Source organism: Pseudomonas sp. NPDC089569, from assembly GCF_050280625.1.
In the GTDB taxonomy this organism is placed as follows: Bacteria; Pseudomonadota; Gammaproteobacteria; order Pseudomonadales; family Pseudomonadaceae; genus Aquipseudomonas.
Genome location: NZ_JBNNVQ010000076.1, coordinates 1 through 21,071 on the forward strand (window position 1 = coordinate 1; position 21,071 = coordinate 21,071).

At 59.0% G+C, this 21,071-nt stretch carries 20 protein-coding genes; 10 read left to right on the forward strand and 10 right to left on the reverse strand.

Annotated features, from left to right (window positions below):
• A partial coding sequence (locus tag ACQKP2_RS23315) for a peroxiredoxin (RefSeq protein ID WP_427579825.1) occupies positions 1-554 on the reverse strand: 554 nt, incomplete at its 3' end.
• Positions 555-868: 314 nt separating this feature from the next.
• Here ACQKP2_RS23315 and ACQKP2_RS23320 point away from each other — a divergent pair.
• Together ACQKP2_RS23320 and bfr are read left to right on the forward strand one after the other, a co-directional pair.
• Positions 869-1,087: a bacterioferritin-associated ferredoxin gene (locus ACQKP2_RS23320; protein ID WP_427579866.1), complete on the forward strand. Its 219-nt coding sequence runs from the start codon at positions 869-871 to the stop codon at positions 1,085-1,087.
• 199 nt (positions 1,088-1,286) lie between these two features.
• Positions 1,287-1,763 carry a bacterioferritin gene (gene bfr, locus ACQKP2_RS23325; protein WP_427579827.1) on the forward strand — a complete coding sequence of 159 codons (477 nt, stop codon included), beginning with the start codon at positions 1,287-1,289 and terminating at the stop codon, positions 1,761-1,763.
• Positions 1,764-1,955: 192 nt separating this feature from the next.
• Here the strand turns inward: bfr and grxD are convergent, their stop codons facing one another.
• The 3 genes from grxD to ACQKP2_RS23340 form a co-directional block, all read right to left on the reverse strand.
• Positions 1,956-2,291: a Grx4 family monothiol glutaredoxin gene (grxD, locus tag ACQKP2_RS23330; RefSeq protein WP_427579828.1), complete on the reverse strand. Its 336-nt coding sequence runs from the start codon at positions 2,289-2,291 to the stop codon at positions 1,956-1,958.
• 97 nt (positions 2,292-2,388) lie between these two features.
• Entirely contained in the window at positions 2,389-4,497 is a 2,109-nt protein-coding gene (locus ACQKP2_RS23335) for a molybdopterin oxidoreductase family protein (RefSeq protein WP_427579830.1), read from the reverse strand.
• Between the two features lie 133 nt (positions 4,498-4,630).
• The gene (locus tag ACQKP2_RS23340; protein WP_427579832.1) at positions 4,631-4,927 is read right to left on the reverse strand and encodes a hypothetical protein; all 297 of its coding nucleotides are present in this window, start codon (positions 4,925-4,927) and stop codon (positions 4,631-4,633) included.
• A 405-nt stretch (positions 4,928-5,332) separates the two neighbouring features.
• Here ACQKP2_RS23340 and argF point away from each other — a divergent pair, with 405 nt between their 5' ends.
• A complete protein-coding gene (gene argF, locus ACQKP2_RS23345) occupies positions 5,333-6,250 on the forward strand; it encodes an ornithine carbamoyltransferase (RefSeq protein WP_427579833.1) in 918 nt (305 codons plus the stop codon).
• The gene (locus tag ACQKP2_RS23350) at positions 6,247-7,362 is read left to right on the forward strand and encodes an ABC transporter ATP-binding protein (RefSeq protein WP_427579835.1); all 1,116 of its coding nucleotides are present in this window, start codon (positions 6,247-6,249) and stop codon (positions 7,360-7,362) included. Before argF ends, ACQKP2_RS23350 begins: the two co-directional genes overlap by 4 nt.
• Positions 7,363-7,467: 105 nt before the next feature.
• On the opposite strand, the gene ACQKP2_RS23355 is transcribed toward ACQKP2_RS23350, so the two are convergent.
• Positions 7,468-8,250, reverse strand: a complete 783-nt coding sequence (locus ACQKP2_RS23355) for a PhzF family phenazine biosynthesis protein (protein WP_427579837.1) — start codon at positions 8,248-8,250, stop codon at positions 7,468-7,470.
• A 97-nt stretch (positions 8,251-8,347) separates the two neighbouring features.
• The gene (ybaK, locus tag ACQKP2_RS23360) at positions 8,348-8,818 is read right to left on the reverse strand and encodes a Cys-tRNA(Pro) deacylase (RefSeq protein WP_427579838.1); all 471 of its coding nucleotides are present in this window, start codon (positions 8,816-8,818) and stop codon (positions 8,348-8,350) included.
• Between the two features lie 360 nt (positions 8,819-9,178).
• Here ybaK and ACQKP2_RS23365 point away from each other — a divergent pair, with 360 nt between their 5' ends.
• From ACQKP2_RS23365 to glpD, 4 genes are all read left to right on the forward strand, one after another.
• On the forward strand, positions 9,179-10,030 hold the full coding sequence (locus tag ACQKP2_RS23365; protein ID WP_427579840.1) for an MIP/aquaporin family protein: 852 nt from the start codon (positions 9,179-9,181) through the stop codon (positions 10,028-10,030).
• 75 nt (positions 10,031-10,105) lie between these two features.
• On the forward strand, positions 10,106-11,620 hold the full coding sequence (gene glpK / locus ACQKP2_RS23370) for a glycerol kinase GlpK (RefSeq protein WP_427579842.1): 1,515 nt from the start codon (positions 10,106-10,108) through the stop codon (positions 11,618-11,620).
• Positions 11,621-11,695: 75 nt separating this feature from the next.
• The gene (locus ACQKP2_RS23375) at positions 11,696-12,451 is read left to right on the forward strand and encodes a DeoR/GlpR family transcriptional regulator (RefSeq protein ID WP_427579843.1); all 756 of its coding nucleotides are present in this window, start codon (positions 11,696-11,698) and stop codon (positions 12,449-12,451) included.
• A 289-nt stretch (positions 12,452-12,740) separates the two neighbouring features.
• Positions 12,741-14,279 (forward strand): glycerol-3-phosphate dehydrogenase, encoded by a 1,539-nt coding sequence (gene glpD, locus ACQKP2_RS23380; protein ID WP_427579845.1) that lies wholly within the window; start codon positions 12,741-12,743, stop codon positions 14,277-14,279.
• A gap of 81 nt (positions 14,280-14,360) precedes the next feature.
• Here the strand turns inward: glpD and ACQKP2_RS23385 are convergent, their stop codons facing one another.
• From ACQKP2_RS23385 to ACQKP2_RS23395, 3 genes are all read right to left on the reverse strand, one after another.
• The gene (locus ACQKP2_RS23385) at positions 14,361-15,467 is read right to left on the reverse strand and encodes an NADH:flavin oxidoreductase/NADH oxidase (RefSeq protein ID WP_427579846.1); all 1,107 of its coding nucleotides are present in this window, start codon (positions 15,465-15,467) and stop codon (positions 14,361-14,363) included.
• Between the two features lie 294 nt (positions 15,468-15,761).
• Entirely contained in the window at positions 15,762-17,471 is a 1,710-nt protein-coding gene (gene recJ, locus ACQKP2_RS23390) for a single-stranded-DNA-specific exonuclease RecJ (protein ID WP_427579848.1), read from the reverse strand.
• A 66-nt stretch (positions 17,472-17,537) separates the two neighbouring features.
• The gene (locus tag ACQKP2_RS23395) at positions 17,538-18,080 is read right to left on the reverse strand and encodes a YaeQ family protein (RefSeq protein WP_427579849.1); all 543 of its coding nucleotides are present in this window, start codon (positions 18,078-18,080) and stop codon (positions 17,538-17,540) included.
• 148 nt (positions 18,081-18,228) lie between these two features.
• On the opposite strand from ACQKP2_RS23395, the gene ACQKP2_RS23400 reads away from it, so the two are divergent.
• Both ACQKP2_RS23400 and ACQKP2_RS23405 read left to right on the forward strand, forming a co-directional pair.
• Positions 18,229-19,428, forward strand: coding sequence for a CaiB/BaiF CoA transferase family protein (locus ACQKP2_RS23400; RefSeq protein ID WP_427579851.1), 1,200 nt, complete (start codon positions 18,229-18,231; stop codon positions 19,426-19,428).
• Positions 19,382-20,350: a TIGR02285 family protein gene (locus tag ACQKP2_RS23405; protein ID WP_427579853.1), complete on the forward strand. Its 969-nt coding sequence runs from the start codon at positions 19,382-19,384 to the stop codon at positions 20,348-20,350. Before ACQKP2_RS23400 ends, ACQKP2_RS23405 begins: the two co-directional genes overlap by 47 nt.
• 170 nt (positions 20,351-20,520) lie before the next feature.
• Here ACQKP2_RS23405 and ACQKP2_RS23410 read toward each other — a convergent pair whose 3' ends face one another.
• Positions 20,521-20,808, reverse strand: a complete 288-nt coding sequence (locus tag ACQKP2_RS23410; RefSeq protein WP_427579854.1) for a DUF3509 domain-containing protein — start codon at positions 20,806-20,808, stop codon at positions 20,521-20,523.
• Positions 20,809-21,071: the final 263 nt, after the last annotated feature.

Sequence of the window (21,071 nt, forward strand, 5' to 3'; positions counted from 1 at the left end):
TCATGAAACTTACCGGGCTGCGACCAAATGCCGCGTGTTTGGCGGGCTTCAGGACTTTCTCCAAAATCGCAAAAGTCTGTTTCCAAATCCAAGAGCTCTTCCATGTTACGGCCCAGCGGCAGGTCGTTGATGATCTGCGAACGGACAACGCCTTTGTCGTCGATCAGGAACGCGCCACGGAAAGCCACGCCGTCAGCGGACTGAACGTCGTAGGCCTTCATGATTTCCTGCTTGATGTCGGCAGCCATGGTGTAGCGAACTTCGCCGATACCGCCATTGTTGACCGGGGTGTTGCGCCAGGCGTTGTGGGTGAAGTGCGAGTCGATCGACACAGCGACCACTTCAACGTTGCGAGCCTTGAACTCGGACATGCGGTTGTCCAGAGCGATCAGTTCGGACGGGCAAACGAAGGTGAAGTCCAGTGGGTAGAAGAACACCAGGCCGTATTTGCCTTTGATCGCCGAAGACAGGGTGAAGCTGTCAACGATCTCGCCATTGCCGAGTACGGCCGGTACGGTGAAGTCAGGGGCTTGTTTGCCTACGAGTACGCTCATTGGATATCTCCTGGTGTAGAAACGTGAAAAACAGGGTTTGCATCAGCCTGCCACCCTCAGGCGACAGCCCTGTGACACAAACCAGCTGCGCAAAGGCCGGCCATCATACACTGCGTGTTTGGCCTGTCCTTAGCTGTTTTTTACGGGCAGTATAAAAACCGATGGTCGACGTCCATCCGCATTCAACGGAGCAGAACCGTTCGTCAGTCACCGCCAATGATCGGGCAAAGCGCCGAGAAAGCACTTTGACAATCATTCTCGTTAACATTAAGATCCATCGCATTCGAGACACAAACAAGCGACGGTTTTCTCTTATGTATGTTTGCCTCTGCACTGGCGTTACCGACGGTCAAATCCGCGATGCGATCTACGAAGGATGCTGCAGCTACAAGGAAGTCCGCTTGGCCACCGGTGTAGCCAGTCAATGCGGCAAATGTGCCTGCCTTGCCAAGGAAGTGGTCCGCGAGACCCTGACCGAACTGCAGACCGCCCAGGCCGCGATACCTTATCCCGCAGAATTTACAGCTGCCTGAAAAAAAGAATTTCATGAAACCGGACTCAAGTCCGGTTTTTTTATGCCTGAAAATCAACTGCTTAGGCTCTAGACGCGGAACACAAACATTCTTATTCCGATTAATTTTCATATATTATTCAATAACTTAGGTTTGACACTCTTAGTTGCTCGGATCAAACTCTGCCTTATAGACAGCTAATACAGGGCAGGACCCCATCATGAAAGGCGACGTTACAGTCATACAGCATCTCAACAAAATCCTTGCCAATGAGCTGGTCGCGATCAATCAATACTTTCTACATGCCCGCATGTATGAAGATTGGGGCCTGAACAAGCTCGGCAAGCACGAGTACGACGAATCCATCGACGAAATGAAACATGCGGACAAGCTGATCAAGCGAATCCTGTTTCTTGAAGGTCTGCCGAACGTCCAGGACCTGGGCAAGCTGCACATCGGCGAACACACCAAGGAAATGCTCGAGTGCGACCTGCGTATCGAACGCACCGGCCATGCCGATCTGAAAGTGGCGATCGCACATTGCGAAAAGGTCGGTGACTTTGGTAGCCGTGAACTGCTTGAAGATATTCTTGAGTCCGAAGAAGAACACATCGACTGGCTGGAAACCCAACTTGGCCTGATCGACAAGATCGGTATCGAGAACTACCTGCAATCGCAGATGGGCGACGACGAGTAAGTTCGACCCCATTTGTCCCGATGCAATAAAAAGCCCCGCTCTCCTTGAAGAGGCGGGGCTTTTTCATGTCTGTTCTCAACCTGTAGGAGCGAGCAAGCTCGCGATGGACTCAATAGCGCCACGGGGTGTCAGGTTTCCCGCGTAATCGTTGACGACCATCGCGAGCGTGCTCGCTCCTACAGGGGTGCCGAATCAGGCTTTGGCTTCAGCAGCCTTGGCAGCAGCATCCTTGATCAGGGTCTGCAGCTCACCATTGGCGAACATTTCCGCCATGATGTCGCTACCGCCTACCAGCTCACCAGCGACCCACAGTTGCGGGAAAGTCGGCCAGTTGGCGTATTTTGGCAGGTTGGCGCGGATTTCCGGGTTCTGCAGGATGTCGACGTAAGCGAACTTCTCGCCACAGCCCATCACGGCCTGCGCAGCTTTGGCGGAGAAGCCACACTGCGGGGCATTCGGCGAGCCTTTCATGTAAAGCAGAATGGTGTTGTTGGCAATCTGCTCTTTAATCGTTTCGATAATATCCATGGACTACCTCGGCTGAACTTTCCGACTCTTGGGTCGGCACGGTGGCGCATTGTAACGGAAAGCCGAGCACCCTGCTCGGACTCTCCGTCAGATACGATCAAGCCGCCGCCACGGTCACCGGAACACCGTTCAACGCCGCATTCCCCGACAGCTCATCGAGCTGGCACTCGTCGGTCAGGTCATTGGCGCTCGACCCCGGCTGACCGCTGGCAATGGTCATTTGCACGCCCGGCCGCGCGTGCCCCCAACCATGCGGCAGGCTGACCACCCCTTTCATCATGTCCAGACTGCCCAGCACTTCAACTTCGATCTGCCCGACCCGTGAGCTGACCCGTACCCGCTGCCCATCACTCAGCCCGCGGCTGGCCAGGTCATCAGGATGCATCAGCAACTGATGGCGCGGCTTGCCTTTCACCAGGCGGTGATAGTTGTGCATCCATGAGTTGTTGCTGCGCACATGCCGACGACCGATCATCAACAGTTCATCGGCGGCCGGCGCCTGCAATGCCGCAAAGCGCCTCAGGTCGTCAAGAATGGCGGCCGGGGCGGCCTGGACACGCTGGTTGGCGGTTTTCAAGCGTGATGCCAGATTGGGCTTGAGCGGCCCCAGATCGACGCCATGGGGATGATCGTAAAGCGTTGCCAGCGACAACTTGTAGGGCGAAGCATCGCCATACATGCCCATGCGCAAGCCGCGATCGATCATTTGTGCCGGAGCGATGGTCGGTTTCAAATCCTTGCCGGTCCTGGCAGCGAATGCCTTGGCCAGGCCGACAAAAATTTCCCAGTCGTGCAACGCTCCTTCAGGCTTGGCCAGGATCGCCCGGTTGAAGCGGCTGACATTACGTACTGCGAACATATTGAAGGTCGTATCGTAATGGTCGTTTTCCAGCGCTGATGTCGAGGGCAGGATCAGGTCGGCGTAACGGGTGGTTTCGTTGATATACAAGTCGACACTGACCATGAACTCCAACCCGTCCAGCGCCTGCTCAAGCTGACGGCCATTAGGGGTCGACAAAACAGGGTTGCCGGCCACGGTGATCAGCGCGCGGACCTGCCCTTGTCCTTCGGTGAGCATTTCTTCAGCCAGGGCCGAAACCGGTAGCTCGCCGGCATATTCCGGTCGCCCGGAAACCCGGCTTTGCCATAAGTTGAAATGCCCACCGGAAGTGGAGGCCACCAGGTCTACCGCCGGCTCGGTGCACAAGGCCCCACCCTCGCGGTCGAGGTTGCCGGTGACCAGATTGATCAACTGCACCAGCCAATGGCAAAGGGTACCGAACGCCTGGGTCGAGACGCCCATGCGACCGTAGCAAACGGCACTTGGCGCTGCCGCGAAGTCCCGCGCCAGTTGGCGGATCTGTTCCGACGGCACGGCACACAAAGGGCTCATCTTCTCGGCGGTGAAATCGGCGACAGCCTGGCGCACCTCATCCAGCCCCTCCACGGGCAAATGACTGTCGCGGGTCAGGCCTTCAGCGAAAAGCGTATTGAGCAGGCCGAACAATAATGCTGCATCGCCACCTGGGCGCACGAACAGATGCTGGTCGGCAATGGCCGCCGTTTCGCTGCGACGCGGATCGACCACCACGACCTTGCCTCCCCTGGCCTGAATCGCTTTCAAGCGTTTTTCCACATCGGGCACGGTCATGATGCTGCCGTTGGAAGCGAGCGGGTTACCGCCCAGGATCAACATGAAGTCCGTGTGATCGATGTCCGGAATGGGCAGCAGCAAACCGTGGCCGTACATCAAATGGCTGGTCAGGTGATGGGGCAATTGATCGACTGACGTCGCGGAAAATCGGTTTCGGGTTTTCAGCAGGCCGAGAAAATAATTACTGTGGGTCATCAACCCGTAGTTGTGCACGCTGGGATTGCCTTGATAGACCGCCACGGCATTCTGCCCGTGACGCTCCTGAATGAACGCAAGACGCTCGGCGACAAGACTGAAAGCCTCCTCCCACTCGATCGGCTGCCATTCGCTGCCCACTCGCCGCATAGGCTGATGCAATCGATCCGGATCGTTCTGAATGTCCTGCAAGGCAACGGCCTTGGGGCAGATATGTCCGCGACTGAACGTATCCTGGGGGTCCCCCTTGATCGAGGTGATTTGAATCTGGCCGGAGTCGATCTCGGTGGTTTCGATGGTCAGGCCACAAATGGCTTCACACAGGTGGCAGGCACGGTGATGGAGAGTCTTGGTCATGGCCAGTCTCTGTCTTGTTCTGGGCGGGCCAGGTCGGCCGCGGGAACAAAACTATGGCGCCTGCCCCGCTACCGCGCCAGCGACGTTCGTGTCGTGAATTGGTGGGCATCAGGCCAACCGATGGCCGTTTCAATCAACTCGACGGCAACCTGGGCGGTGCCTGTTTCTGGATTTCCTGGAGGGTTTCGATGGGGTCGCGGGCATCGGCACCCTGCACGCCGGTCAGTTCGCCGATCAATCTCCAATGTTCGTCGAGCCCGGCACTGATAGTCGCCATGCGGTCGATCATGCGACGGCCAGCGTCGCGGGTGACCTGATCGTCGCTGCGCAAAAGCTCGAAGGACATCGCCGTCACGGAGGCGGTCAGGCACGTCAGGGAGCGGGCGGTAAGGCCGAGCAATTCCATTAACTGCTGTTCTTTCGAATCCATCGCTGATGTTTCCTGCGTCGCTCGATATTCATTTATAACCCGGCACTTTGCATTAGCAAATGTTTCAAATCAGCCGCGACGACGAACCCCACGAACGACAGGTCAGAAACCGACTGCCAGCACCTCGCCACCGCCCCGTTGATTGCCAATCTGCGCAGGCGCGGTGTACAAATGCCTGGCTGCCGTAAAGGAAACAGGCTTCAAAAGCGCTACTTTCGTTGCCTCGTAGCCCCTCTGAAATTCCCTGATAACCGTAGCCCTATTGGTAAGACGCGACATTTAATTATAAGATCGCGCCTTCCCCTATTTCGTCGCCCTCGTGCGGCTTATGCCGCAGGTCTCGCCCGTTGTTCCAGAAAACAAGGCTTAGAGCATCTGCGGTTTGTAGCAAAAAGGTAGTCAATGATGAGCGCAAGGCACTTTCTCTCCCTGATGGATTGCACGCCCGAAGAGCTGGTCAGCGTGATCCGTCGAGGCGTTGAGCTCAAGGACCTGCGTAACCGCGGCGTACTGTTCGAGCCCCTGAAAAACCGCGTGCTCGGGATGATTTTCGAGAAATCCTCGACCCGTACACGCATATCCTTCGAAGCCGGCATGATCCAGCTGGGTGGCCAGGCGATCTTCCTCTCGCCTCGCGATACCCAACTGGGCCGTGGCGAGCCAATCAGCGACTGCGCCATCGTCATGTCGAGCATGCTCGATGCGGTGATGATCCGTACCTTTGCCCACAGCACCCTGACCGAATTCGCCGCCAATTCGCGGGTTCCGGTGATCAACGGCCTGTCCGATGACTTGCATCCGTGCCAACTGCTGGCGGACATGCAGACGTTCCTCGAACACCGTGGCTCCATTCAGGGCAAGACCGTGGCCTGGATCGGCGACGGCAACAACATGTGCAACAGCTATATAGAAGCCGCGATCCAGTTCGACTTCCAGTTGCGCGTCGCCTGTCCCGAAGGCTACGAACCAAACGCCGAATTCATGGCCAGGGCCGGTGATCGGGTGACCATCGTTCGTGATCCGAAGGACGCCGTACGCGGTGCTCATCTGGTCAGCACCGATGTCTGGACCTCCATGGGCCAGGAAGAAGAAACCGCCAAGCGCCTGCAGCTCTTTGCTGCGTATCAGGTCAATCGCGCCCTCCTCGACCTGGCGGCTCCCGACGTGCTGTTCATGCATTGCCTGCCGGCCCACCGAGGTGAGGAAATCAGCGTCGACCTGCTCGATGACCCGCGTTCAGTGGCCTGGGACCAGGCGGAAAACCGTCTGCATGCTCAAAAAGCCCTGCTCGAGTTTCTCGTCGAGCCGGCGTACCGCGCATGAGCCAGCCATTACTGCTCAACCTGCGCAATCTCGCCTGTGGCTATCAGGACCAGCGCGTCGTGCAGAACCTCAACCTGCATTTGAACGCTGGCGATATCGGCTGCCTGCTGGGCTCTTCCGGCTGCGGCAAGACCACCACCCTGCGCGCCATCGCCGGGTTCGAACCGGTGCACGAAGGCGATATCCAGCTGGCTGGCGAGACAATCTCCAGCGCCGGTTTCACCCTGGCACCCGAGAAGCGTCGCATTGGCATGGTGTTCCAGGACTACGCGCTTTTTCCGCACTTGAGCGTGGCAGACAACATTGGCTTCGGTATTCGCAAACATCCGCAAAAGGATCGCGTCACCGAAGAATTGCTGGAACTGGTCAACCTGAAAAACCTCGGCAAGCGCTTTCCTCATGAGCTGTCCGGAGGCCAGCAGCAACGTGTCTCCCTCGCTCGCGCCCTGGCTCCGGAGCCCCAGCTACTGCTGCTCGACGAGCCGTTTTCCAACCTCGATGGCGAACTGCGCCGCAAGCTCAGCCACGAGGTGCGCGACATTCTCAAGGCACGTGGCACCAGCGCGATCCTGGTGACCCACGATCAGGAAGAAGCCTTCGCAGTCAGTGATCATGTCGGCGTGTTCAAGGAGGGTCGGCTGGAACAGTGGGATACGCCCTACAACCTGTACCACGAGCCGCTGACACCCTATGTGGCCAGTTTCATCGGTCAAGGTTATTTCATTCGCGGCCAGTTGAGCAGCCCGGAGTCGGTGCAGACCGAACTGGGTGAATTGCGCGGCAACCGCGCCTACAACTGGCCGGTCGGTTCTGCGGTGGACGTGCTGCTGCGTCCGGACGATATCGTTCATGCGCCCGACAGCGCGCTGAAGGCGCGAATCGTTGGCAAGTCGTTCCAGGGCGCTTCGACCTTGTATCGCCTGCAACTGCCGACCGGCGCTCAACTGGAGTCGATCTTCCCCAGCCACGTCGATCAGCAGATTGGCGCAGAGGTCGGTATTCGTGTCGCCGCCGAGCATCTGGTGCTGTTCCAGGCAGACGGCAGTACAGCGGCGAAGATCCCGAGCGTTGAATCCGGCGTAAGACGCTACAGCACAGCACAATCCCTGTAGGAGCGAGCACGCTCGCGATGGTCGTCAACGATAACGCGGGAACTCTGACACCCCGCGGTGTTCTTGCGACCATCGCGAGCATGCTCGCTCCTACAGCGGTCGGCGTCAGCCGAGCATCAGCGTTCCTTTGGCCACCAGTGTCGCGTTGCCGCCGATCTTCACCCGATCGCCTTCAAGCCGGCAGAACAGCTCCCCGCCCCGCGTCGAACACTGGTAAGCGGTCAGGCTCGACTTGCCCAGACGCTCGGCCCAGTAAGGAATCAGCAGGCAATGGGTCGAGCCGGTCACCGGATCTTCATTGATGCCAATGGCCGGTGCGAAGTAACGCGACACGAAGTCGTGCTTGCTACCCCGTGCTGTCACTATGGCGCCCAGCCACGGCAGCCTGGCCAGGGCGACCATGTCCGGCTTGCAGTCGAGCACGGCCTGCTCGGAGTCCAGCACCACAAACAGCTCATTCGAGCCCAGCACCTCGACGGTCTTCACACCCAGCGCGCGCTCGACATCCAGCACTGCATCCACCTTCGATGGCGCGATCGTCGGAAAATCCAGCCACAGGCGTCCGCCCTCACGACTCACGCTCAGCGGTCCGGACTTGCAGGTAAAGTCCAGCCGCTCAACCGGCTCCTTGTAAATCTCGAACAACACGTACGCGCTGGCCAGTGTTGCATGACCACACAACGGAACCTCGGTGGTCGGGGTAAACCAGCGAATGTGCCAACCCTGCCCTTCGCGTACCACAAAGGCGGTTTCAGCCAGGTTGTGCTCTGCGGCGATTTTCTGCATCAGCTCATCGGCGAGCCAGGTGTCGAGCCGATAGACCATCGCCGGGTTACCGCCAAAAGGCCGATCACTGAAAGCGTCGACCTGATGAAACTCTAGGTGCATAACATTCTCCCTTTGTCAGGCCACCGAGCATGAAGTCGTTGAACAATGCGCGCCAGTGACAGAGCCGGCTTATTTCCACCATACAGCGGCGCTCACCTCAGGCACGGCCGATATCGGCGAATGTTGCCTTGGTCTGTTCGGCCAGCACGGCAGGTGCCAGCTCGACTTCCAGACCGCGGCGCCCCGCACTGACAAAAATGCTCGCAAAGGGCTGAGCCGAATTGTCGATAAACGTGCGCAAGCGCTTCTTCTGCCCCAGCGGACTAATGCCACCCAGCAAGTAGCCGGTTGAGCGTTGCGCTGCGGCAGGGTCGGCCATTTCGACTTTTTTCACCCCAGCCGCATGGGCCAGCGACTTCAAATCCAGACTTCCACCCACCGGCACCACCGCAACCAGCAACTCACCTTTTTCACTGGCCGCCAGCAACGTCTTGAACACCTGCGCCGGATCCAGCCCAAGCTTCTCCGCAGCCTCCAGTCCGTAAGAGGCAGCCTTCGGGTCATGTTCATAACTGTGCACACGGTGTTCGGCCCGAACTTTTTTCAGCAAATCCAATGCAGGTGTCATGACAGCTCCAGACTGGGTGGCAGTAATAAATCAGTGCGCCGGATTTTAGGGCATCGATCCATAAAAGGCTCTATCACTACCCCTTCTGGAAAGAGACTTGTACCGACTCTTTCCGTTCTCATCAGCTTACCGGCGAGACCATTCATAGAATTAATAGTTGCTTTGTGACCAACAGTTCACTTTCGACCTTTGACAGCGGTGTTTCTTGTCTATATTTTTTCGTTTCTGAAACTATACGAAACACCCTACCGTCGCACCCAGTTGCAAACCGAGAATGGGATGGGGATCCCACCTCGGTGAAAAACGCGCTTTGACCGTACGGAAATGAAAGCGCCAGACAAGAAAAAAAATGAGGTTTCAATGACAACCGCTTTACAACAACCCTCGCTCTCGAACCAATGCATGGCCGAATTTCTGGGGACAGCGCTGCTGATTTTCTTCGGCACCGGCTGCGTTGCCGCGCTCAAAGTCGCGGGTGCCAGCTTCGGCTTGTGGGAAATCAGCATCATCTGGGGCGTGGGTGTGAGCATGGCCATCTACCTGACGGCCGGAGTTTCCGGCGCTCACCTCAATCCCGCCGTGAGCATTGCCCTGAGCATTTTTGCCGATTTCGATAAACGCAAATTGCCGTTCTATATCTTCGCCCAGGTGGCAGGCGCTTTTTGCGGTGCCTTGCTGGTGTACACGCTGTACAGCAATCTCTTCTTCGATTTCGAACAAGCTCATCACATGATTCGCGGTACCGAAGCCAGCCTTGAATTGGCGTCGGTGTTCTCCACCTTTCCCAACCCGACGCTGTCCACATCACAGGCATTTCTGGTCGAAGTCATCATCACCGCCATCCTGATGGGCGTGATCATGTCGCTGACCGACGATAACAACGGCCTGCCCAATGGCCCGCTGGCACCCTTGCTGATCGGTTTGCTGATTGCCGTGATCGGCAGTTCGATGGGACCGCTGACCGGATTCGCAATGAACCCGGCCCGTGATTTCGGCCCTAAACTGATGACATTTTTCGCGGGTTGGGGTGACCTGTCGTTCACGGGCGGGCGCGATGTCCCGTATTTCCTGATCCCTGTTTTCGCACCGATTGTCGGTGCCTGCCTCGGTGCCGCCGCTTATCGCGGACTGATCGCCCGCCATCTGCCGGGCGCCGTACCTGCTACAAAGGAAGCAGTAGCGGCCATTGACGGCAAACCGGAAGTTTCTTGATACCGTTGGCGCACGATTCTGCCCATTCCATCGCGCGCCGGCTCTCACTCCCTTATTTCGTCCAAGGCAATCGACATGACCGACACTCAGAATAAGAACTACATCATTGCCCTCGATCAGGGTACGACCAGCTCCCGCGCAATCATTTTCGACCGCGACGCCAACGTGGTCTGCACCGCCCAACGCGAATTCGCGCAGCATTACCCGCAAGCCGGCTGGGTCGAGCATGATCCGATGGAAATCTTCGCCACCCAGAGCGCGGTCATGGTCGAGGCCCTGGCACAAGCCGGCCTGCATCACGATCAGGTTGCGGCCATCGGCATCACCAACCAGCGCGAAACCACCGTGGTCTGGGACAAGAACACCGGCCGCCCGATCTATAACGCGATCGTCTGGCAGTGCCGGCGCAGCACCGAGATCTGCCAGCAGCTCAAGCGTGACGGTCACGAGCAGTACATCGGCGACACCACCGGCCTGGTCACCGACCCGTACTTCTCCGGCACCAAGCTCAAGTGGATTCTCGATAACGTCGAAGGCAGCCGTGAGCGCGCACGCAATGGCGAACTGCTGTTCGGCACCGTGGACAGCTGGCTGATCTGGAAATTTACCGGCGGCAAGGTGCACGTCACCGACTACACCAATGCCTCGCGCACGATGCTCTTCAACATCCACACCCTGGAGTGGGACGCGAAGATGCTGGACCTGCTGGACATCCCGCGAGAGATGCTGCCGCCAGTGAAGTCGTCGTCGGAAATTTATGGCCACACCAAAAGCGGCATCGCGATCGGCGGCATCGCCGGCGACCAGCAAGCAGCGCTGTTCGGCCAGATGTGCGTCGAAGCCGGGCAGGCCAAGAACACTTACGGCACCGGTTGCTTCCTGCTGATGAACACCGGTGACAAAGCCGTGAAATCCAGCCACGGCATGCTCACCACCATCGCCTGCGGTCCGCGCGGCGAAGTGGCGTACGCGCTGGAGGGCGCCGTATTCAACGGTGGTTCAACGGTTCAGTGGCTGCGCGACGAACTGAAAATCATCAACGACGCCCACGACACCGAATACTTCGCCAACAAGGTCAAGGACAGTAACGGCGTGTACCTGGTCCCCGCTTTCACAGGACTGGGCGCACCGTACTGGGACCCTTACGCCCGTGGCGCGCTGTTCGGCCTGACCCGTGGCGTGCGCGTGGATCACATCATCCGTGCCGCGCTGGAGTCGATTGCCTACCAGACTCGCGATGTGCTCGACGCCATGCAGCAGGACGCCGGTGAACGCCTCAAGGCCCTGCGCGTGGATGGCGGCGCAGTGGCGAACAATTTCCTCATGCAGTTCCAGGCCGACATTCTTGGCACCCAGGTCGAGCGTCCGCAGATGCGCGAAACCACGGCACTGGGCGCCGCCTACCTGGCCGGTCTGGCTTGCGGCTTCTGGGGCAGCCTGGAAGAGTTGCGCGGCAAAGCGGTCATCGAACGCCGCTTCGAACCGACGCTGGACGATACCGCGAAGGAGAAACTTTACGCTGGCTGGAAAAAAGCCGTCAGCCGCACTCGCGACTGGGAGCCACAGGAAGGTCAGCCCGAGGAGTTGTAAAGGCTTGTAACTGGCAGGGAGCGGATTCCTGCGGCATCATGGGCACATTTTGCACGGCAGCCCAAAGGACGCCCCATGAATCTGCCTCCCCGTCAGCAGCAAATCCTCGAACTGGTTCGCGAGCGCGGCTACGTCAGCATCGAGGAAATGGCCACGCTGTTCGTTGTCACTCCGCAGACCATACGCCGCGACATCAATCAGTTGGCCGAAGCCAATCTACTGCGCCGCTATCACGGCGGCGCGGCTTACGACTCCAGCGTCGAGAACACCGCCTACGCCATGCGGGCCGATCAGATGCGCGATGAGAAACAGCGCATCGGCGAAGCGATTGCGGCGCAGATTCCCGATCACGCCTCGCTGTTCATCAATATCGGCACCACCACCGAATCCATCGCTCGCGCACTGCTCAATCACAGCCACCTGAAGATCATCACCAATAACCTGCACGTGGCCTCGATGCTCAGCGCCAAGGACGATTTCGACGTTCTGCTCAGTGGCGGCACTGTGCGTCGCGATGGTGGCGTGGTCGGTCAGGCCAGTGTCGACTTCATCAACCAGTTCAAGGTTGACTTCGCCCTGGTTGGCATCAGCGGCATCGATGAGGACGGCAGCCTGCTGGACTTCGATTATCAAGAAGTGCGCGTATCGCAGGCGATCATCGCCAATGCCCGCAAGGTGATCCTCGCGGCCGACTCCAGCAAGTTCGGGCGCAATGCCATGATTCGCCTGGGGCCGATCAGCCTGGTCGATTGCCTGGTCACCGATCAACAGCCATCCCCGGCGCTGACGCAACTGCTGAACCAGCACAAGGTTCGCCTGGAAGTCGTCTAAAGCACGTCCCCCCTGTAGGAGCGAGCACGCTCGCGATGGCAGTTGAGACACCGCGGGGCATCAGGTTCCCCGCGTTATCGTTGACCTCCATCGTCGGAACGCCGCCCGGAGCCTGCTCGCTCCTACAGGGGGTGTGTTTGTCATTTATGTTCGATAATTTTCCTTTAATTGACATTCGATGAGTTTTTTCAATCGAAGCTGACTGGCTGCGCGCATTTTTATGGGCTAGTATTTTCGCAAATGAACATACATGTTCGAATTCAAATACAGAAATTCGAGGCCTTAGCCGATGCCCACTTCCACCTTGCCTGTGCCCCCTCTTGCCGAGGTCTATGATATTGCCGTCATCGGTGGCGGCATCAATGGCGTGGGGATCGCAGCGGATGCCGCCGGTCGCGGCCTCTCGGTGTTCCTTTGCGAAAAGGATGATCTGGCCAGCCATACTTCGTCGGCCAGCAGCAAGTTGATCCACGGTGGCTTGCGCTACCTCGAACATTACGAATTCCGCCTGGTGCGCGAGGCCCTCGCCGAACGCGAAGTGCTATTGGCCAAGGCCCCGCACATCGTCAAGCAGATGCGCTTCGTGCTGCCTCATCGCCCGCATCTGCGTCCGGCCTGGATGATCCGCGCCGGTTTGTTCCTGTATGACAACCTCGGCAAACGGGAACAACTCAAAGGTTCGATCAGCCTGAAATTTGGTGCCGACAGTGCACTGAAAAGCGAAATAACCAAAGGCTTCGAATACTCCGATTGCTGGGTCGACGATGCACGCCTGGTGGTGCTGAACGCCATGGCGGCCCGGGAAAAAGGCGCCCACGTCCACACCCGTACCCGTTGCGTCAGTGCCCGTCGCATCAAAGGCCTGTGGCACCTGCACCTGGAGCGGGCCGATGGCAGCCTGTTTTCGATCCGCGCCAAGGCACTGGTGAACGCGGCCGGTCCCTGGGTCGCGAAGTTCATTCGGGATGATTTGAAAATGGAATCGCCTTATGGCATTCGCCTGATTCAGGGCAGCCACGTGATCGTGCCGAAGCTGTACGAAGGCGAACACGCGCACATCTTGCAAAACGAAGATCAGCGCATCGTATTCACCATTCCCTATCTGAACCGGTTCACCCTGATCGGCACCACCGACCGGGAGTACACCGGCGATCCGGCCGCCGTGGCAATCACTGAAGGTGAAACCGACTACCTGCTCAACGTAGTCAACGCTCACTTCAAGCGGCAGATCAGCCGCGACGACATCCTGCACAGCTATTCCGGTGTGCGCCCGCTGTGCAACGACGAGTCCGACAACCCGTCGGCCATCACTCGCGACTACACTTTGTCGCTGTCGGGCAGTGGCGAGGAAGCACCGCTGCTGTCGGTATTCGGCGGCAAGCTGACCACTTACCGCAAGCTGGCCGAGTCGGCACTGGCGCACCTGGCCCCCTATTTCACGCACATCAAACCCAGCTGGACCGCTAACGCACCGTTGCCGGGTGGCGAAGACATGACCACGGCCCAGGCGCTGAACCTGCAGATCCGCGACAAATTCGACTGGATTCCGTCCGAAATCTCCCGGCGCTGGGCCACCAGCTACGGCAGCCGGATCTGGCGCATGCTCGAAGGTGTGGAAAACCTGAAAGATATGGGCGAGCACATCGGCGGCGGCCTCTACACCCGTGAAGTCGACTACCTGTGCAAGGAAGAATGGGCCACCACCGTGCAGGACATCCTGTGGCGTCGCAGCAAGCTCGGCCTGTTCACCACCGCCGCGGAACAGAACACGCTCAAGGATTATCTGAACAAGGTCGAACAGAACCGCAGCAAGATCGAAGCGGCCTGACCGGACAACCGTATAAACGAAAGCCCCTGAATCGCTGGATTCAGGGGCTTTTTCGTGGAGGCAACGTTCAATCGCCGTGTTTCACTCGCGCAGATCCGACTCGTGGATGGGCTGATCGCGGTGGGTCGCACGCTGATACTGTGCGGGCCAGACGGCCTTGCGCCCGCCCAGGTCGTCGTCGGCATGCAATGGCCAGTAAGGATCGCGTAACAACTCGCGAGCCAGGAAAATGATGTCTGCCTGACAGGTGCGCAGAATGTGCTCCGCCTGGGCCGGCTCGGTAATCATTCCCACGGTGCCGGTCGCGATGTCGGCTTCTTTACGAACACGCTCGGCAAAACGGGTCTGATAGCCGGGCCCCGTAGGAATTTCCGCATTGGCCGCCGTACCACCGGACGACACATCAATCAGATCCACGCCAAGCGCCTTGAGGCGTCTGGCCAGCTCGACGGTTTCATCCGGGTTCCAGCCGTCTTCCACCCAGTCGGTTGCCGAAACCCGGACAAACAGCGGCAGCTCTTGCGGCCAGACTGCCCGCACCGCCTCGCTGACCTGCAACACCAGGCGAATGCGGTTTTCGAATGAACCACCGTACTGGTCACGTCGCTGATTGCTCAGGGGAGAAAGGAACTGGTGCAGCAGATAGCCATGAGCCGCGTGCACTTCCACCACCTTGAAACCGGCGGCCAGCGCACGCTTGGCCGAGTCGACAAAGGCTTGAATGATGTTGGCTATTTCACTGTCATCGAGCTGCTTGGGCTGGGTGTGTTGCGGGTCGAACGCAATCGGTGACGGGCCGACCGGCAACCAGCCACCATCCTCCGGTTTAACGCTGCCATGCTTGCCGAGCCAGGGGCGCCAGGTGCTGGCCTTGCGGCCCGCATGGGCCAACTGGATGCCGGCGACCGCGCCTTGAGCGGTAATGAAACGGGTGATGCGTTGCAGGGGTTCGATTTGCTCATCGTTCCACAGACCAAGGTCCTGCGCGGTGATACGCCCGTCGGCGGTGATCGCTGTGGCCTCGGTGAATACCAGCCCCGCACCGCCGATGGCGCGGCTGCCCAGGTGAACCAAATGCCAGTCATTGGCCAGGCCATCGACACTGGAATACTGGCACATCGGCGATACGGCGATTCGATTGAGCAGGGTCAGTTGGCGAAGGGTATAGGGTTCAAGCAGCAGACTCATGGGGCACCTCTCAAATCAGTGGTCAGGCTCCAGGGTTCTGTTTGAAAGTCGACGAGTGACAGGAAAAAGATGCAGCACCCGCCCCCGCGGGCAAAAAATTCGACAAGACGTCACAAGGAAAATCAAGCAGTGCTTAGAGCCTAGTCGACATCGGGGGATGTCGCCCCCTTCCCCTTCCTCCTGTAGGAGCGAGCATGCTCGCGATGGACGTCAACGATTACGCTGGCAGCCTGATACCCCGCGGTGTTCAGTCCTCCATCGCGAGCGTGCTCGCTCCTACAGGGGGAACGCGGGTCAGCGCGGTTCGATGTGGGCAATCATCAGTTGTACGGACTCGTTGCCACGGAATTCGTTGACGTCGAGCTTGTAGGCCAGCTCCACCCACTTGATGGTCGGGTTCGGCCAGATGTCACGGTCGATGCCGAAGGCAATGCCGTCGAGCTTGACCGAACCGCATTCACTTCTGAGCACCACTTTGAGGTGTCGCTCGCCGACCACACGCTGCTCGACCAGTTGAAACACCCCGTGAAACAACGGCTCGGGGAAGTGCTGCCCCCAGGGGCCGGCATGGCGCAGGGCACGGGCCAACTCCAGATGAAACTCCTCGACCGCCAGCGTGCCGTCCGACTGCAGGCGTCCGGTCAGGTCTTCCTCACGCAGTTGTCGGCGCACTTCGGCATCGAAGGCTTGGGCAAACAAAGGAAAATTTTCTTGCGGTAATGTAAGGCCGGCAGCCATGGCATGCCCGCCATACTTGGTGATCAGATCAGGGTGCTTGGCCGCCACCACACTCAGTGCGTCACGAATATGAAAGCCCTGCACCGAACGCCCCGAGCCCTTGAGCAAACCGTCTCCGGCATCGGCAAAGGCAATGGTTGGACGGAAGTAACGCTCTTTCATGCGCGAGGCGAGGATGCCGATGACCCCCTGGTGCCATTCAGGATCGAACAGGCACAAGCCAAACGGCATCGACTCCACCGGCAGATCCTTGAGCTGGGCCAACGCTTCGCGCTGCATGCCCTGTTCGATGGATTTGCGGTCCTGGTTCATGCCATCCAGTTGCGTAGCCATTTCGCGGGCCAGGCCGGCATCCTCGGTGAGCAGACACTCAATGCCCAGGCTCATGTCGTCCAGCCGCCCTGCCGCGTTCAGGCGAGGGCCGACAATGAATCCCAGGTCGGTCGAGGTAATGCGCGCGTGGTCGCGCCTGGCCACTTCGAGTATCGCCTTGATCCCCGGCCGGGCACGGCCGGCGCGAATGCGCTCCAGGCCCTGATGCACCAGGATACGGTTGTTGGCATCCAGCGGCACCACGTCGGCGACACTGCCGAGCGCCACCAGATCAAGCAACTCGCCGATGTTCGGTTGCGACCGGTTTGCGTACCAGCCCAAGCTGCGCAATCGCGCACGCAAGGCCATCAACACATAGAAAATGACGCCGACACCGGCCAATGCCTTGCTCGGAAAATCGCAGCCCGGCTGGTTCGGATTGACGATCGCATCGGCCTGAGGCAACGCGTCACCAGGCAAGTGGTGATCGGTGATCAGTACGTTGAGCCCGGCCTTCTTCGCCGCCGCCACGCCGTCGACACTGGAAATGCCATTGTCGACAGTGATCAACAGCTGCGGCCGGCGCTCCAGCGCCACCGCGACGATTTCCGGCGTGAGGCCGTAACCGTAGTCGAACCGATTGGGCACCAGATAATCGACATGGGCCGCCCCCAACAGGCGCAGGCCCAGGGTGCCGACGGTGCTGGCCGTTGCGCCGTCGGCGTCGAAGTCACCGACGATCAGGATGCGCTGACGCTGTTCCAGCGCTGTCACCAGCAGGTCCACCGCCGCATCGATTCCCTTGAGTTGCTGGAAGGGAATCAGCCTCGCCAGGCTTTTGTCCAGTTCCACCTCCGACTGCACGCCCCGTGCCGCGTACAACCGGGTCAACAAGGGTGGAATATCGCCAAGGAATGGCAGGGTTTCGGGCAACTGGCGAGGTTCGATACGCATGGGGTGACGGGTGCTTCTCTCAAGTACGCAGGATTAAACCAGGTGAAGCGGATGAGCGGCGAACGATCAGTTGCGCTCGCCAGCCAGCCACTGCAACTGGACTTCGTGTTGACCACGGTCGTCGGTGACGAACACCGTCCCGTCGCTGATCATCACGTCCCACTTGATGACGCGGGGCATGTCCTGGGCCAGGGTTTCCAGCACGTCCTGCGGCACGGCGGCGATGTGGACGTTCTTCAGGTTTTTCACCGCCGGTACCACTTTGCCTTCCCAGACGCGCAGGCTGCCGTAGGCCAGCAGGCTGGTGCGTTCGGTACGACGCGAGCACCAGGTCAGGCGGTCGACATCCGGCTGGCCGACTTCGATCCAGTGAAGGACGCGGTCATCCAGGCTCTTTTCCCACAAGGCAGGCTCATCGACTTCCGACAGACCCCGGCCAAACGAGAGCTGCTCGTTGTACCAGAGGGCATAGGCCAGCAGGCGCACAGCCATGCGTTCTTCGGTTTCCGAAGGGTGGCGGGCGATGGTCTGCTTGACGCTCTCGTAGATGTTGCGGTCGAGGTCGGTCAGGTTCAGTTCAAACTTGTAGGTCGTGGACGGCTGGGCCATGAACGGGCTTCTTGATACGTGGAAAGGCGGCAAGTCTAACCGAAGCAGCCATCAATCAACGAGTAGTAAGCGATCTGGCTTGGCCGCCTGACAGTCGGCTATGTTAAAAGTCTGTATTCGCTCCATCCCTTGTCCTACAGGATCTCGTATGTCGCTCACTGCCAAACCGCTCTCAGGCCTGAAAGTCATCGAATTGGGCACCTTGATTGCCGGCCCGTTTGCCTCGCGCATCTGCGCTGAATTCGGCGCAGACGTGATCAAGATCGAATCCCCGGACGGCGGTGATCCGCTGCGCAAATGGCGCAAGTTGTATGAAGGCACTTCGCTCTGGTGGTTCGTCCAGGCACGCAATAAAAAGTCGTTGACCCTGAACCTGAAGCATCCGGACGGTTTGGCCATCCTGAAAAAACTGCTCGGTGAAGCCGACATTCTGATCGAAAACTTCCGCCCCGGCGTGCTGGAAAAACTCGGCCTGGGCTGGGAGGCCTTGCATGCACTGAACCCGAAACTGGTGATGGTGCGACTCTCGGGCTTCGGCCAGACCGGCCCGATGAAAGATCAGCCGGGGTTCGGTGCTGTCGGCGAGTCCATGGGCGGCTTGCGCTACATCACCGGGTTCGAGGACCGGCCACCCGTGCGCACCGGGATTTCCATCGGCGACTCGATTGCCGCGCTCTGGGGCGTGATCGGTGCGTTGATGGCCCTGCGTCACCGCGAAGTCAATGGCGGCCAGGGGCAAATGGTTGACGTCGCGTTGTATGAAGCGATTTTCGCCATGATGGAAAGCATGGTGCCGGAGTTCGATGTCTTCGGTTTCATCCGTGAACGCACCGGCAACATCATGCCCGGCATCACGCCCTCCTCTATCCACACCAGCGCCGATGGCAAGCACGTGCAGATCGGTGCCAATGGCGATGCCATATTCAAACGTTTCATGCTGATCATTGGCCGCGAAGACCTGGCCAATGACCCGGAACTGGCCAGCAATGACGGCCGTGACAGCCGTCGCGACGAGCTCTATGGCGTCATCGATCGCTGGGTCAAATCACTGCCGCTGGACGCCGTGCTTGAGCACCTGAACCAGGCGGAGGTTCCTGCCAGCCGGATCTTCAGCGCCGAGGACATGTTCAGCGATCCGCAATACCTCGCCCGGGAAATGTTCCTGCAGGCCAGGCTGCCGGATGGCAAAGCCTTCAAGATGCCGGGAATCGTGCCGAAACTCTCTGAGACACCCGGTGATTGTGAATGGGTCGGACCGCAACTGGGCGAGCATAACGCTCAGGTACTCCAGGGACTTGGCTATGACGCGTCGCAGATCCAGCAACTGCGCAAAGACGGGGCCATCTGAGCTCAAGCGTCTGGCAGCGTGGACCATCAAGCACCGCCTGTGGCACAACGGGCGGGCGCTGTGTGCATTGACCTGCACACTCCTGATCACCCTGCTGGCGCCTTCGGCATCTGCGCATCCCAAGGAAACCCTGGTCTGGCTCAAGCGCGATTTGCCCCCTCTGTTTATTTTCGAAGGATCGAAAAAGGGCTTGGGGGTCATCGATCAATTGTTAACCAGGCTGATGGCCAACATGCCTCAGTATCAACACAGCGTATTGCGGGTCAACCGCGCGCGCGGCCTGCAAATGCTCCATGAATCATCCCTTACATGCGATGCGGCGCTTAACTGGAGCAAGGAGCGGGCAGCGTGGATCGCGTTTTCCATCCCGGTTTTTCGCGCCATGAGCAATGGCCTGGCGGTACGGCGAGCCGATCACGACGTACTGGGGCCTTTCCTCAAGGACGGCGAGGTGGATTTGGCAGCGCTGCTGGCTACCGGTAGCGTGACACTTGGGATCATCGCCGAACGCAACTATGGCGAATACCTCGATACCCTGCTCAAGCAGGCGCCGCCCAAGGCGCTGACCCTCCATTACGGCAACGATGCCTTGGGCAGCCTGCTGCAAATGCAACGCCTGGGACGCCTGCAATTGCTCCTGGGCTATCGCCCGGAGATCCGCTACCAGGCAGAGCAGCAAGGGATCGCGGAAGATGAACTGCAGTTCTACCCGGTTCGCGGCACGGGCAAATACCTGTCCGGTTACATCGGCTGCACCAACACCCCCCAAGGCCGGCAAGCGATCACCGAGATCAACCAATTGCTGCGCGCCTTGCCCCGCGAACCGTTGAGCGAGGCCTATGCCGCCTGGCTCGACCCGGAAAGTCGCGAAGAATACTTGAAGGCTTCCCGAGAGTTTTTCGAGCAGCAGGCCGGGCAATGAAAAATCCCGGGCAAAAAGAAACCCCGAGAAGTGGGGAGACGACTCGGGGTTAAACGTGGTCTGCATGTAGACCCGTAGCAGCAAGCTACAAGCACCGGAGCACAATGCTTGATCCCGCTGTTAAAGGGTCTGACTGACCTGAGCCCAGGAAGTTTCCTACAATTGGCAATTCAATTTCGGCCAGCCAGCAACCTGTCTTGAGCAACATTGCGCAATGCCGCGATCACACAGGGCTCCAGGCGCCCTTCTGCAATCAGCACATCGCGATGCAGTCCATCAACGACGTCGGTCAGCAAACGCTTATCGCTCAACTGAGCCTGGTTGAACTCTCGATCGACCACTACGACGCCAGTGGAGTTCTTCAATGTCACCCGGCATTCGCCACGAATGCCTGACGGGGTCAACGTCACCTGGTACGGGCTCAGAGCCTCACCGAGCAAGAGACTGATACTTTCCATCTCGATCACCATTCAATAGTCCGAAAACGAAGTGCCTTGGGCGCATCTACAGCAGATGACCGCCGGCCCGAGAAGAAAGTTCTGATTACCTACCCACCCGCCTGTAGGAGCGAGCACGCTCGCGATGGACGTCAACGATAACGCTGGCAGCCTGATACCCCGCGGTGCTCCGTCATCCATCGCGAGCGTGCTCGCTCCTACAGGTGTACGGGTTTGTCTGGTTGATCGAGCATGCATCACGAAGATGACAGGGAAAAAACAGC

Excerpts from the sequence above, each read along its gene's own strand:
- argF (WP_427579833.1), top strand. The coding sequence starts at position 5,333 with ATGAGCGCAAGGCACTTTCTCTCCCTGATGGATTGCACGCCCGAAGAG.
- ACQKP2_RS23405 (WP_427579853.1), top strand. The coding sequence starts at position 19,382 with ATGACGCGTCGCAGATCCAGCAACTGCGCAAAGACGGGGCCATCTGAG.
- ACQKP2_RS23375 (WP_427579843.1), top strand. The coding sequence starts at position 11,696 with ATGAATCTGCCTCCCCGTCAGCAGCAAATCCTCGAACTGGTTCGCGAG.
- bfr (WP_427579827.1), top strand. The coding sequence starts at position 1,287 with ATGAAAGGCGACGTTACAGTCATACAGCATCTCAACAAAATCCTTGCC.
- ACQKP2_RS23335 (WP_427579830.1), bottom strand. The coding sequence starts at position 4,497 with ATGACCAAGACTCTCCATCACCGTGCCTGCCACCTGTGTGAAGCCATT.
- ACQKP2_RS23320 (WP_427579866.1), top strand. The coding sequence starts at position 869 with ATGTATGTTTGCCTCTGCACTGGCGTTACCGACGGTCAAATCCGCGAT.
- glpD (WP_427579845.1), top strand. The coding sequence starts at position 12,741 with ATGCCCACTTCCACCTTGCCTGTGCCCCCTCTTGCCGAGGTCTATGAT.
- ACQKP2_RS23410 (WP_427579854.1), bottom strand. The coding sequence starts at position 20,808 with ATGGAAAGTATCAGTCTCTTGCTCGGTGAGGCTCTGAGCCCGTACCAG.
- ybaK (WP_427579838.1), bottom strand. The coding sequence starts at position 8,818 with ATGACACCTGCATTGGATTTGCTGAAAAAAGTTCGGGCCGAACACCGT.
- ACQKP2_RS23395 (WP_427579849.1), bottom strand. The coding sequence starts at position 18,080 with ATGGCCCAGCCGTCCACGACCTACAAGTTTGAACTGAACCTGACCGAC.
- recJ (WP_427579848.1), bottom strand. The coding sequence starts at position 17,471 with ATGCGTATCGAACCTCGCCAGTTGCCCGAAACCCTGCCATTCCTTGGC.
- ACQKP2_RS23350 (WP_427579835.1), top strand. The coding sequence starts at position 6,247 with ATGAGCCAGCCATTACTGCTCAACCTGCGCAATCTCGCCTGTGGCTAT.
- ACQKP2_RS23385 (WP_427579846.1), bottom strand. The coding sequence starts at position 15,467 with ATGAGTCTGCTGCTTGAACCCTATACCCTTCGCCAACTGACCCTGCTC.
- ACQKP2_RS23365 (WP_427579840.1), top strand. The coding sequence starts at position 9,179 with ATGACAACCGCTTTACAACAACCCTCGCTCTCGAACCAATGCATGGCC.
- ACQKP2_RS23340 (WP_427579832.1), bottom strand. The coding sequence starts at position 4,927 with ATGGATTCGAAAGAACAGCAGTTAATGGAATTGCTCGGCCTTACCGCC.
- ACQKP2_RS23400 (WP_427579851.1), top strand. The coding sequence starts at position 18,229 with ATGTCGCTCACTGCCAAACCGCTCTCAGGCCTGAAAGTCATCGAATTG.
- grxD (WP_427579828.1), bottom strand. The coding sequence starts at position 2,291 with ATGGATATTATCGAAACGATTAAAGAGCAGATTGCCAACAACACCATT.
- glpK (WP_427579842.1), top strand. The coding sequence starts at position 10,106 with ATGACCGACACTCAGAATAAGAACTACATCATTGCCCTCGATCAGGGT.
- ACQKP2_RS23355 (WP_427579837.1), bottom strand. The coding sequence starts at position 8,250 with ATGCACCTAGAGTTTCATCAGGTCGACGCTTTCAGTGATCGGCCTTTT.